We start from the raw sequence: 12,596 nt of genomic DNA, 5'->3' as shown, positions 1-12,596 counted from the left end.
TTTGAAAATATGAAGAAGTTTGCATTCGTCTTTCCTGGCCAGGGCTCGCAATCGGTGGGCATGCTCGACGGATGGGGTGACCATCCTGTCGTGGCGCAGACGCTGGCCGAAGCGTCCGAGGCGCTGGGTGAAAACATCGGCCAGCTGATCCAGCAAGGACCGAAGGAAGCCCTGGCGCTCACCACCAACACCCAGCCCGTGATGCTGGTGGCCGGTGTGGCCGCCTGGCGCGTGTGGCAGGCCGAAGGCGGCGCGCTGCCCGATGTCGTGGCAGGCCATTCGCTGGGCGAGTATTCCGCCCTGGTCGCCTCGGGCGTGCTGACGCTGGTCCAGGCTGCCCCGCTGGTGCGCCTGCGTGCTGCAGCCATGCAGGAGGCCGTGCCCGTGGGCACGGGCGCCATGGCGGCCATCCTGGGCCTGGACGCCGACAAGGTGCGCGCTGGCTGCGCCGAGGTCACGGCTTCCCTGGGTGGCGTTGAAGTCGTCGAAGCCGTCAATTTCAACGATCCTTCGCAGACCGTGATCGCCGGCAGCAAGGCTGCTGTCGAAAAGGCCTGCGAAGCCCTCAAGGCCGCAGGCGCCAAGCGTGCCCTGCCGTTGCCCGTGTCGGCGCCGTTCCATTCCAGCCTGATGAAGCCTGCGGCCGAAAAGCTCAAGGCGGCGCTGGCTGCCACGGCGCTGGCTGCGCCGCAGATTCCCGTGCTCAACAACATCGACGTGGCGGTCGAGCAAGACGCCGACGCCATCCGCGATGCGCTGTATCGCCAGGCCTTTGGCCCGGTGCGCTGGGTGGAATGCGTTCAGGCCATGAAGGCGCGCGGCATCGTGCATCTCGTCGAGTGCGGTCCCGGCAAGGTGCTCATGGGCCTGACCAAGCGGATTGACGCGGACCTGACGGCCGCTGCCCTCTATGATCCGGCCACGCTGGCCGACGTGAAAGAATCCCTCGCATGACTGACAACCAGAACAAGCCCCAGGTTGCCCTGGTGACGGGCGCCTCGCGTGGCATTGGTGCTGCCATTGCCCAGGAGCTGGCAGCGCGCGGCTACCGCGTGATCGGCACGGCCACCACCGACGGTGGCGCGGAAAAGATCGGACAGGCCCTGTCGGCCCATGAGGGCTGCCGCGGCGTGAACCTCAATGTCACGGATGGGGCGGCCGTCGATGCCTTGATCGACAGCATCGTCAAGAATGACGGCGGCCTGCATGTGCTGGTCAACAACGCCGGCATCACACGCGACACCCTGGCCATGCGCATGAAGGACGACGACTGGGATGCGGTGATCGACACCAATCTCAAGGCCGTTTTCCGAGTCAGCCGTACGGCCATTCGGCCCATGATGAAGCAGCGTTTTGGCCGCATCATCAACATCACCAGCGTCGTTGGCGCCTCCGGCAACCCCGGTCAGGCCAACTATGCAGCCGCCAAGGCCGGCGTTGCCGGCATGACGCGCGCGCTGGCCCGTGAACTGGGCAGCCGCGGCATCACGGTCAACTGCGTGGCGCCTGGTTTCATTGCCACCGACATGACGGCGGAGCTGCCCGAAGAGCAGAAGAACGCCCTCAAATCGCAGATCGCCATGGGCGATCTGGGTCAACCCAGCGACATCGCCCATGCCGTGGCCTACCTCGCATCTGCGGGTGCGGGATACGTCACCGGCCAGGAATTGCACGTCAACGGCGGCATGTACATGTAAGTGCTGCGGCGGCTTCGGGCAGACCCCTGCCAGAAGCCGGCGTTGCTTGCAACAGAAGAGGCCGTTTCCTCGCGACGGCCGGCTGAAGAGGGCCTGAGGCCCGAAGCAGCTAGAATCGCGGGTTCATTCACAACCCCCAGAGGGAAACCATGAGCGATATCGAAGCACGTGTCAAAAAAATCATTGCCGAACAACTCGGCGTTGAAGAGTCTCAAGTCACCAACGAAAAGGCCTTCGTGGCTGATCTGGGTGCTGACTCCCTGGACACGGTGGAGCTGGTGATGGCCCTGGAAGATGAATTCGGCATCGAGATCCCCGACGAAGACGCGGAAAAGATCACGACGGTGCAAAACGCCATCGACTACGCCAACACCCACCAGAAGGCCTGATAGGGCCCTGACCCGAGCGATCAGCAGAAGGTTTTACGCATGAGCCGTCGTCGCGTTGTCGTGACCGGCCTGGGTTGCATCTCCCCGTGGGTAACACGGTGGGCGACGCCTGGGCCAATCTTTTGGCCGGCCAGTCCGGCATTGACCTCATCACCAAGTTCGATGCCTCGAACTTTGCCTGCAAGATTGCGGGTGAGGTCAAGGGATTCGATGTGGAGTCGTACATGAGCGCCAAGGATGCGCGCTCCATGGACACCTTCATCCATTACGGCATCGCTGCTGCGGCGCAAGCCGTGCAGGACTCAGGTCTGCCCACGGGCGAGGCCTTGTCGGATGATCTGGCCACGCGCATCGGCTGTGTGATCGGTTCGGGCATCGGCGGCTTGCCGCTGATCGAGAACACCCACGCGGAACTGGCTGCGCGCGGACCGCGCCGCATCACGCCGTTCTTCGTGCCTGCCTCCATCATCAACATGGTGGCTGGCCATGTGTCCATGCGCTTCGGCTTCAAGGGGCCGAATCTTGCCGTGGTGACTGCCTGTACGACCGGGCTGCACTGCATAGGCGAGGCAGGACGCATGATCGAATACGGCGATGCCGATGTGGTGGTGGCTGGTGGCACGGAAGCCACGGTCTCCCCCCTGGGCGTCGGCGGCTTTGCCGCCATGCGCGCCCTGTCCACGCGCAATGATGATCCCAAGGCCGCTTCGCGCCCCTGGGACAAGGACCGCGACGGCTTCGTGCTGGGCGAAGGCGCGGGCGTGCTGGTGCTGGAAGAGTACGAGCATGCCAAGGCCCGCGGTGCCAAGATCTACGCCGAACTGTGCGGCTACGGCATGAGTGCCGACGCCGGCCACATGACGGCACCCAACATGGACGGTCCGCGCCGCGCCATGCTGGCAGCTTTGCGAAATGCCGGCATCAATGCCGACCAGATCGACTATCTGAACGCGCACGGCACTTCCACGCCGCTGGGCGACCTCAACGAGACCAACGCCATCAAGGCGGCTCTGGGCGATCACGCCAAGAAAATCGTTGTCAGTTCGACCAAGTCCATGACAGGTCACCTGCTGGGCGGTGCTGGTGGCATCGAGAGCGTCTTCACCGTGCTGGCACTGCACGAGCAAAAGATTCCTCCGACCATCAACCTGGACAACCAGGACCCGGAGTGCGATCTCGACTACTGCGCCAATACGGCACGGGACGCGAAGATCGAGGTGGCAGTGAAGAACAACTTCGGCTTCGGAGGCACCAACGGAACGCTGGTGTTCAAGCGGATCTGAGGCCTGCGCAACGCACATGAAAAGCCCGCCCCGCAAGGGAGCGGGCTTTTTTATTTCGCGCATGTGCCAGGTGAAAGCAGGGTAAATGTCGGTCATGCTGCGGTTTTGCGACACTGCAGGCATGCCGTCTCGCCATGCGCCGCCCGCAGTTCGCCATCCGCTGAAGCCATCGCGCACCGTGGCAGTGTGTCTTTGTGCGCTTTGGCTGCTGGCCGCCATGCTTTTGCTGGCATGGGCCTTGAATCTCCAGTCAGGGTGGTGGCCTGCAGCCGTGGCCGTTGCGGTTTGCCTGGTTGCTGCTGCAGGCATGTGGCATGGATGGCACAGCCTGGGTAAAGGTTTCATCGCCTGGGATGGCGTGCAGTGGTCGATCGGCGAGGCGGATCCAGGCCAGGCTGCGCAGCCGGTGCTGCTGCAGGTACGAGCCGATGGTGGATCGTGGTTGTGGGTGCAGGTCCTTCCCCTGGTTTCCATGGTGCCGGCGGGGCCCTTGCGTTGGCGCAGCTCCCGCTGGCTTCTCCTGTTGTGCAGGCAGAGTCCGGAAACCTGGGGTGATTTGCGGCGTGCTGTATATTCCCCGGCCAGACCTACAGAACGGGCGCAATGACTGCGCCAGGGCCGCCGCGGCCCGTCTTCACCGATTTCATGACGCCTCCCGAATTCCCGCCTTCTTCTGCCGATAGCGACCTGGCTCTGGTCGAGCGCACCAACGCAGGAGACATGCGGGCCTTCGAGCTACTGGTCATCAAGTACCAGCGCCGCATCGAGCGCCTCATCGGCCGCATGGTGCGCGACGTGGACCTGGTGCCGGACATTGCGCAGGAAACCTTCATCCGCGCCTATCGGGCCCTGCACCAGTTTAGGGGTGATGCCCAGTTCTATACCTGGCTGTACCGCATTGCCGTGAATACTGCCAAGAAGGCGCTGCTGGACATGAAGCGCTCGCCGCTGATCACCGAAAGCGCGTTACACAACGGGGATGACGATGATGAAACTTCCCGGGTCAGCCAGGAACTAACCACCGAAGAAACGCCCGAAACGATCCTGGCAGCCCAGGAAATTGCTCAGGCAGTCAACGCCGCCATGGAGGCTTTGCCCGAGGATCTCCGACAGGCTGTCACGTTGCGGGAAATCGAAGGCCTGAGCTACGAGGAAATCTCGAACGCCATGGGTTGCCCCATCGGCACCGTGCGCTCACGGATTTTTCGCGCACGGGAAGCGATTTCAGCCAGGGTCAAGCCTTTGCTGGAGCGCCAGTCGGGCAAGCGTTGGTAGGCGTGACGGGGTTGTGGCCGCCGGGTGGTGCATTTTTTGGGTACAGGGTCTCAAAGCAGACAAGCAGGTGATTGATCATGAATGACGATCTGACGAAGCGCGAACAATTGTCGGCATTGGCTGATGGTGAACTCTCTGCCGCAGAGTTGCAGGCCGTGCTGGCCTATGCGGAAAGCGATGCAGGCCAGCAGGAGTGGCGCATGTACCACCTCGTGGGCGATGTGCTGCGGTCCCCGGAATTGGCGCATCACAGCCGGCACGATGTGCTCTCCGGAATCCGCGCCCAACTGGCCAACGAGCCTCGCCGTCCGCTGGTTTCCGTGGCCACTGAAGAGCTGGCGCAAATTGCGCATCCGGCGCAGGACCGGGCTGTGATCAATGGAGCGCCGCTGCGCGATGCGGCCAATGCCTCGGTATTCCGCTGGAAGATGGCGGCGGGCTTTGCCTCCGTGGCGGCCGTGGCTGCCATTGGCTGGAGCGTGATGCTGGGCGCGCCTGCCGGTCCCGGCGCGGCGCCGGGCCGCGCCCTGGCGGCCCTTGAGACGGGCGCTCCTTCGGCGCCGGTTGCGGTGGCTGGCAATGCCCAGGACTTCCCGCTTGGCGATACGGCCCAGTCTTCCTCGGTCGTGGCGGTGGCTGGACCCTACGGGCAGAGCGTGATGCTGCGTGATCCGCGTCTGGATGCGCTGCTGGCCTCCCATCCGCAATACAGTGGGCCGGCCACGTTGCAGATGCCTGCCAGCTTCTTGCGCAACGCCAACTTCGCCTCGGCACCGCGCGCCAACCAGCGCTGAATCTCACAGGAGAGCATTGCTCTCCTGCCTTCTTTTGCACCCGCGTCCAGCCTTTCGGCATTGAAATGGACGCGGGTGCAGTCATTTGTGCTCCATGCACGGCGGCTCGTGCCCCATGCATGCTGCCGATTCGGGAACTAACCGCGTCTTTCAGGCTTCTGAGCCATCGTCTGGCCGATGCTCGCCAGGACTGCGCCAGAATGTGACGTTCGTCCGAAAGCAAGTCGGCTGCCATGTGTCCGAACAAACCGCCCGGGCGCGATGGCGTCGGGGCAACGTAATGATTGAGATGGAAAGGATGACCATGACCACTGTTCGATGGAAGACGCTGCAGTCCTGCACACTGGCAGGCGTTCTGGCGCTGGCTGCAGGCAGCGCAGGAATGCTGGTGCCGGTGAGTGCCGCCCATGCGCAAAGTGGCGCCGTGGTGCGGGGGCTGCCGGACTTCACCGATCTGGTCGAGCAGGTCGGCCCTTCCGTGGTCAACATCCGCACGCTGGAGAAGGTGTCGGCCAACTCTGCCGAGGCGCTGGGCATGGACGAGGACATGCTCGAATTCTTCCGCCGCTTCGGCCTGCCCGTGCCCAATGTGCCGCGCCAGCGCCCACAGCCGCGTTCACAGCCTGACGAGGAGCAGCCGCGCGGCGTGGGCTCCGGCTTCATCCTGACGGCCGATGGCTTTGTGATGACCAATGCCCACGTGGTCGAAGGAGCTGACGAAGTCATCGTCACGCTGACCGACAAGCGTGAGTTCAAGGCCAAGATCGTGGGCAGCGACAAGCGCACCGACGTTGCCGTGGTCAAGATCGACGCCACAGGGCTGCCGGCCGTGAAGATCGGCGATGTGAACCGCCTCAAGGTCGGCGAGTGGGTGATGGCCATCGGCTCGCCCTTCGGCCTCGACAACTCCGTCACGGCGGGCATTGTCAGTGCCAAGCAGCGCGATACGGGCGACTATCTGCCGTTCATCCAGACCGATGTGGCCATCAACCCCGGCAACTCGGGCGGCCCGTTGCTGAATATGCGCGGCGAGGTCGTGGGCATCAACAGCCAGATCTATTCGCGCTCCGGCGGCTTCATGGGTATCAGCTTCGCGATTCCGATCGATGAGGCCGTGCGTGTCAGCGACCAGCTGCGCGCCACCGGCAAGGTCACGCGGGGCCGCATTGGCGTGCAGATCGGTCCGGTCACCAAGGACATTGCCGAATCCATTGGCCTGGGCAAGGCGCAGGGCGCACTGGTCTCGGCCGTCGAGCCGGATTCGCCCGCTGCCAAGGCGGGCGTCGAGGCTGGTGACGTGATCATCAAGTTCGACGGCAAGGCCATCGACAAGGTGGCCGACCTGCCGCGCCTGGTGGGCAATACCAAGCCCGGCACACGCAGCACCATCACCGTGTTCCGTCGCGGCGCAGCCAAGGATCTGACCATGGTGATCGCCGAGGTCGAGCCCGACGGCGCGGCTCCGCAGGCCAAGGCCACCGGCAAGGGCAGCACCCTGGTTTCCCAGCCGCTGGGCCTGACGCTGGCCGAGCTCACGGATGCCCAGAAGAAGGAGCTGGGCATCAAGGGCGGCGTGCGCGTGACGGCGGCCGTCGAGGCTGCGGCACGTGCGGGCCTGCGCGAAGGCGATGTGATCCTGCAGCTGGCCAATGTCGAGATCACGGGGCTCAAGAGCTTTGAGGCCACGCTGGCCAAGGTGGACAAGAGCAAGCCGGTGAACCTGCTGGTGCGCCGTGGGGAATGGGCTCAGTACGTGCTGATCCGTCCGACGCGCTGAGGCCGCAGGGGAGGGCGGTTTTCCGGATCCTGGGGAATACCCTCGGAATCCTGACCCGGAGCCGCCCATGCCCCTTGGGGCATTGGGTAAAATGCCCCACCAAAGCGTGACGGCTCAAGGCGTCAGAAACCTGTTTTCAAAGGGGATTGTTGCGGTGCAAAAGCACCGCACTATCCGGTGATCGACGGGCGAGAAATGGCTCGGCGGTTCTGTTGATAAACTGTTGATAAATAATTGTGACAGATCAAGCCCGGACCTTTGCAGGCCTTGTCAGGGCTTGGTTTTCAGCCCGTTTTGCCTACAATAAAGTCCCAACTATCGCAGTTGCCAGAGATTGTTGGTTCGGGGCGCGTCGTTCATGGACGCGCCCTTTTTTCTTGCGCGCCGGCCCTGTCGTTTTCCACTTTCACTAGCAGTCCTTCCCGTTGATGAACCACATCAGAAATTTTTCCATCATTGCGCACATCGACCATGGCAAGTCGACGCTGGCTGACCGCCTCATCCAGCGTTGCGGAGGCTTGGCTGACCGTGACATGGAAGCCCAGGTGCTGGACTCGATGGATATCGAGAAAGAGCGCGGCATCACTATCAAGGCGCAGACCGCAGCCCTGCAGTACAAGGCCAAGGATGGCCAGGTCTACAACCTCAACCTCATCGACACGCCCGGCCACGTGGACTTCTCGTATGAAGTCTCGCGTTCGCTGTCCGCCTGCGAGGGAGCGCTGCTGGTGGTGGATGCCTCGCAGGGCGTCGAGGCGCAGACCGTGGCCAACTGCTACACCGCGCTGGAACTCGGCGTGGAAGTGACGGCTGTTCTCAACAAGATGGATCTGCCCCAGGCCGATCCCGAAAATGCCAGGGCCGAGATCGAGGATGTCATCGGCATCGATGCCAGCGACGCCATTCCCTGCTCGGCCAAGACCGGCATGGGCATCGAGGAGATCCTGGAGGCGGTGGTCGCCAAGGTGCCGCCGCCAAAGGGCGATCCCAATGGCCAGCTGCGCGCCATGATCATCGATAGCTGGTTCGACACCTATGTCGGCGTCGTGATGCTGGTGCGCGTGGTCGATGGTGAACTCAAGCGTGGCGAGCGCTTCAAGATGATGGCCTCGGGCGCTGCCTATGAAGCCAACAACCTGGGCGTGTTCACCCCGGCCGACGTGCCGCGCGACGTGCTGCGCGCCGGCGAGGTGGGCTACATCATTGCCGGCATCAAGGAGCTCAAGGCAGCCAAGGTGGGCGACACCATCACGCTGGAAAAGAAGCTTCCCAACAATCTGGGTCCTGCCACCGAGGCCCTGCCCGGCTTCAAGGAAATCAAGCCCCAGGTGTTCGCGGGTCTGTACCCCACCGAAGCCAGCGAGTACGACCAGCTGCGCGATGCGCTGGAGAAGCTGCAGCTCAACGATTCGTCCCTGCAGTTCGAGCCTGAAGTCTCGCAGGCGCTGGGCTTCGGCTTTCGCTGCGGCTTCCTGGGCCTGCTGCACATGGAAATCGTGCAGGAGCGCCTGGAGCGCGAATTCGACCAGGACCTGATCACCACCGCGCCCAGCGTGGTCTACGAAGTGGTCAAGGGCGATGGCGAGGTCATCCAGGTCGAGAACCCGTCCAAGATGCCCGATGCCGGCCGTATCGAGGAGGTGCGCGAGCCCATCGTCACCGTCCACCTGTACATGCCCCAGGACTATGTGGGCCCGGTGATGACGCTGGCCAACCAGAAGCGCGGCGTGCAGATCAACATGCAATACCACGGCCGCCAGGTGATGCTCACCTATGAGATGCCTCTGGGCGAAATCGTGCTGGACTTCTTCGACAAGCTCAAGTCGGTCTCGCGCGGCTACGCCTCCATGGACTATGAGTTCAAGGAGTACCGCGCCTCCGACGTGGTGAAGGTGGACATCCTGCTCAATGGCGAGAAGGTCGATGCGCTGTCCATCATCGTGCACCGCTCCCAGGCCACGTACCGCGGCCGGGCCGTGGTGGCCAAGATGCGCGAGATCATCAGCCGCCAGATGTTCGATGTGGCCATCCAGGCCGCCATCGGCGCCAACATCATTGCGCGGGAAACCGTCAAGGCCATGCGCAAGAACGTGCTGGCCAAGTGCTACGGCGGCGACATCACCCGCAAGCGCAAGCTGCTGGAAAAGCAAAAGGCCGGCAAGAAGCGCATGAAGCAGATCGGATCGGTGGAAGTGCCCCAGGAGGCCTTCCTGGCCATCCTGCAAGTGGAGGATTGATGCAAGCCATGCAATGGATTACGGCCGTCGTACTCGCGGCCTTCGTGGGCTATATCGGCGCCTGGTACACAGGCTTCATCGAGGGCAACTTCGCGTTGCTGCTGTTCCTGGCCACCGTGGTCACGGGCCTGTACTGGGTGGCCGAGCGGCTGTACTTCCTGCCGCGCCGCCGCCGCGCTGCCGTGGCCATCGAGGAGGCTGCCGTGGCACGCCGCGCAGAACTCGACCGCATGGGCATCGCCAAGACCGACATCGAGGTGTCTGAAGAGGCCAAGGGCCGCATCCTCATGCAGCCCTGGTGGCTGGACTGGACGGCAGGCCTGTTCCCGGTGATCGCGATCGTCTTCGTGCTGCGCTCGTTCCTGTTCGAGCCGTTCAAGATCCCGTCTGGCTCCATGATCCCCACGCTGCTCGTGGGCGACCTGATCCTGGTGAACAAGTTCACCTATGGCGTGCGCCTGCCGGTGATCAACACCAAGATCACGCAGGGAACGCCGCTGCAGCGTGGCGATGTGGTGGTGTTCCGCTACCCGCCCCAGCCCAGTCTGGACTACATCAAGCGGGTGGTGGGCCTGCCGGGCGACGAGATCGCCTACCTGAACAAGCGGCTGACGATCAATGGCAAGGAAGTCCCGGTCAATGCACTGCCCGACTTCTTCGACAAGGATGCGATGCGCTACTTCAAGCAGTACGAGGAGTCGCTGGGCGACAAGCCGCACCGCATGATCGTGAACCAGGACGTGCCGGCCTTCATCCAGGGCGCCAGCGGCTTCGAGTTCCGCGAGAACTGCCGTTACAGCGTCGAAGGCATCACCTGCAAGGTGCCGGAGGGCCAGTACTTCATGATGGGCGACAACCGCGACAACTCGCTGGATTCCCGCTACTGGGGCTTTGTGCCCGACAAGAACATCGTGGGCCGGGCTTTCTTTGTCTGGATGAACTTCGGGGATTTCAAGCGCATCGGCAGCTTCCATTGATCACATCACATCACATGCATGCCTGAGGACCGCAGTGGCCCGGGCATGCGCGAGGGATTCACATCGGAGGAGGAAAAAGCATGTTGACATCGAACAACCGGCGTTCGCGCCAGCGCGGCCTGTCCTTTCTGGGACTGGTGTTTGTGATTGCCCTGGGCGTGGGCGTGGTGGCCGTGGGCGCACAATCCGTGCCTGTCTTCCTGGAATACCAGGCCATCGTCAAGGCTGCCAACAAGGCGGCCCGCGAGGGCAATTCCGTGGCCGAGGTGAAAGCCAGCTTCGAGCGTTCCGCTGCCATCGATGACTTCACCTCCGTCAAGGGTGGCGATCTCGAAGTGACCAAGATCAATGACCGTGTGGTGGTGGGGTTCGAATATTCGCGCGAGATCCATCTCGTGGGCCCCGCCTACCTGACTTATCGTTTTAAGAAGCAGACCCAATAGGTGCCTCCCTTACTGAATGCGCTGCAGCTGAGGCTGCAGCATCAATTTGCCGAGCCTGCATTGCTGCAGCGTGCCGTCACGCACCGCAGCTTCTCGGCAGACAACAACGAGCGCCTGGAATTCCTCGGTGACTCGGTGCTGAACCTTGCCATTTCCAGCCTGCTCTACCAGCGGCTCAGTTCCATGCCCGAGGGCGATCTGTCCCGCGTGCGCGCCAACCTGGTCAAGGAAGGCACGCTGCACCAGATCGCGCTGAGGCTGCAGTTGCCCGATCTGCTGCGCCTGGGCGAGGGTGAATCCAAGTCGGGCGGCAAGCAACGCCCCTCCATCCTGGCCGATGCGGTCGAGGCCCTGATCGGCGCGGTCTATCTGGATGCCGGCTACGCGGCGGGCGAGAAGGTGGTACACCATCTTTTCGAGGGCGTGGACATCAACCCCCACATGCGCGCAGCCGAAAAGGATGCGAAGACGGCCCTGCAGGAATGGCTGCAGGGACGGCGCATGAAGCTGCCGCAGTACGAGGTGGTCGCCACCACGGGAGCCGCCCACCGCCAGACCTTTGAAGTGGCCTGCGCGATTGCCGAGCTGCAATTGCAGGCCCGGGGAACGGGTGCCTCGCGCAGAGCCGCAGAGCAGACGGCTGCCACAGCCATGCTGGAACTATTGAAAGCAAGACACGCATGAACCAAGACAAACCTCCGGCGCCGGCACAGACCGCCGCCGAACTCGATGCCCTGCTGGCTGCGGCCAAGCCCGGCGCCGGCGCAGCACGCACGGCATCCGCCCCTGATGAAGCCCAGGCGCCCGAGGTGCCGACAGGCCCGCAGCGCTGCGGCCTGATCGCCATCGTCGGCAAGCCCAATGTGGGCAAGTCCACGCTGATGAATGCGCTGGTGGGCCAGAAGATCAGCATCACCTCGCGCAAGGCGCAGACCACGCGCCACCGCATCACGGGCATTCGCTCGCGCGCCGCGACGCAGTTCATCTTCGTCGATACACCGGGTTTCCAGACCAAGCACAGCACGGCGCTGAACAAGTCGCTCAACAAGACCGTGATGGGCGCCATCGGCGACGTGGACCTGATCCTGTTCGTCGTGGAAGCCGGCCAGTTCACGCTGGCCGATGCCAAGGTGCTGTCGCTGTTCAAGCCCGGCATTCCCACGCTGCTGATCGCCAACAAGCTCGATACCGTGGGCCGCCGTGCCGAGATCGCCCCCTGGCTCAAGAGCATGCAGGAGCGCCATCCGTTTGCCGAGTTCGTGCCCATGTCGGCCAAGAGCAAGGGCGACATCGAGCGCCTGTTCGGCATCTGCGAGAAGTACCTGCCCGAGCAGGACTGGATGTATGCGCCCGACGAGCTGACCGACCGCAGCGAGAAGTTCCTCGCCTCGGAAACCGTCCGCGAGAAGCTGTTCCGCTTCACGGGCGACGAGCTGCCCTACACCTCCACGGTGGTCATCGACAAGTTCGAGGAAGAGGCCAGCAAGCAGCACAAGCGCTTCATCCGCGTGGCGGCGACCATCGTGGTCGAGCGCGACGGACACAAGGCCATGATCATCGGAGAGAAGGGCGAGCGCCTCAAGCGCATCAGCACCGAGGCGCGCCAGGAGCTGGAAAAGCTCATGGATGCCAAGGTCTTCCTCGAAGTCTGGGTCAAGGTGCGCTCGGGCTGGGCCGACGACGAGGCCCGCGTGCGCTCCTTCGGCTACGAGTGAGAAACCTCC

Annotated in this window: 12 protein-coding genes and 1 pseudogene; all 13 read left to right on the top strand. The window is 63.4% G+C overall.

Features of this window, described 5'->3' with window-relative positions; genetic code table 11:
• The first annotated feature begins 9 nt into the window (after nucleotides 1–9).
• The 13 genes and pseudogenes from fabD (at nucleotide 10) to era (ending at nucleotide 12,587) form a co-directional block, all read left to right on the top strand.
• Nucleotides 10–954: an ACP S-malonyltransferase gene (gene fabD / locus CLV01_RS24895; RefSeq protein ID WP_099735059.1), complete on the top strand. Its 945-nt coding sequence runs from the start codon at nucleotides 10–12 to the stop codon at nucleotides 952–954.
• Nucleotides 951–1,697 carry a 3-oxoacyl-ACP reductase FabG gene (gene fabG, locus CLV01_RS24890; RefSeq protein WP_013800993.1) on the top strand — a complete coding sequence of 249 codons (747 nt, stop codon included), beginning with the start codon at nucleotides 951–953 and terminating at the stop codon, nucleotides 1,695–1,697. Before fabD ends, fabG begins: the two co-directional genes overlap by 4 nt.
• 149 nt (nucleotides 1,698–1,846) lie before the next feature.
• Entirely contained in the window at nucleotides 1,847–2,086 is a 240-nt protein-coding gene (gene acpP / locus CLV01_RS24885; RefSeq protein ID WP_003058049.1) for an acyl carrier protein, read from the top strand.
• 39 nt (nucleotides 2,087–2,125) lie between these two features.
• Nucleotides 2,126–3,369: pseudogene (gene fabF / locus CLV01_RS24880) on the top strand (beta-ketoacyl-ACP synthase II).
• 85 nt (nucleotides 3,370–3,454) lie between these two features.
• A complete protein-coding gene (locus CLV01_RS28985; RefSeq protein WP_143290002.1) occupies nucleotides 3,455–3,976 on the top strand; it encodes a hypothetical protein in 522 nt (173 codons plus the stop codon).
• Between the two features lie 38 nt (nucleotides 3,977–4,014).
• Nucleotides 4,015–4,644 (top strand): RNA polymerase sigma factor RpoE, encoded by a 630-nt coding sequence (gene rpoE / locus CLV01_RS24875; protein ID WP_043783676.1) that lies wholly within the window; start codon nucleotides 4,015–4,017, stop codon nucleotides 4,642–4,644.
• A gap of 77 nt (nucleotides 4,645–4,721) precedes the next feature.
• On the top strand, nucleotides 4,722–5,438 hold the full coding sequence (locus CLV01_RS24870) for a sigma-E factor negative regulatory protein (RefSeq protein ID WP_013800997.1): 717 nt from the start codon (nucleotides 4,722–4,724) through the stop codon (nucleotides 5,436–5,438).
• Between the two features lie 304 nt (nucleotides 5,439–5,742).
• Complete coding sequence (locus CLV01_RS24865) at nucleotides 5,743–7,215, top strand: DegQ family serine endoprotease (protein ID WP_063328587.1); 1,473 nt, start codon at nucleotides 5,743–5,745, stop codon at nucleotides 7,213–7,215.
• A gap of 428 nt (nucleotides 7,216–7,643) precedes the next feature.
• The gene (gene lepA, locus CLV01_RS24860; protein ID WP_012207063.1) at nucleotides 7,644–9,452 is read left to right on the top strand and encodes a translation elongation factor 4; all 1,809 of its coding nucleotides are present in this window, start codon (nucleotides 7,644–7,646) and stop codon (nucleotides 9,450–9,452) included.
• A complete protein-coding gene (gene lepB, locus CLV01_RS24855) occupies nucleotides 9,452–10,429 on the top strand; it encodes a signal peptidase I (RefSeq protein WP_012207062.1) in 978 nt (325 codons plus the stop codon). The genes lepA and lepB overlap by 1 nt, the downstream gene beginning before the upstream one ends.
• A gap of 80 nt (nucleotides 10,430–10,509) precedes the next feature.
• A complete protein-coding gene (locus tag CLV01_RS24850; protein WP_012207061.1) occupies nucleotides 10,510–10,872 on the top strand; it encodes a DUF4845 domain-containing protein in 363 nt (120 codons plus the stop codon).
• The gene (gene rnc / locus CLV01_RS24845; protein ID WP_012207060.1) at nucleotides 10,873–11,556 is read left to right on the top strand and encodes a ribonuclease III; all 684 of its coding nucleotides are present in this window, start codon (nucleotides 10,873–10,875) and stop codon (nucleotides 11,554–11,556) included. It abuts the gene before it with no gap.
• Nucleotides 11,553–12,587: a GTPase Era gene (era, locus tag CLV01_RS24840; protein WP_012207059.1), complete on the top strand. Its 1,035-nt coding sequence runs from the start codon at nucleotides 11,553–11,555 to the stop codon at nucleotides 12,585–12,587. Before rnc ends, era begins: the two co-directional genes overlap by 4 nt.
• Nucleotides 12,588–12,596 lie beyond the last annotated feature (9 nt).

Source organism: Delftia sp. 60 (assembly GCF_002754395.1).
Taxonomy (GTDB): domain Bacteria; phylum Pseudomonadota; class Gammaproteobacteria; order Burkholderiales; family Burkholderiaceae_C; genus Comamonas; species Comamonas acidovorans.
The sequence above is the reverse complement of the archived record's forward strand: the minus strand, read 5'-3'. Positions and strand labels throughout refer to the sequence as shown.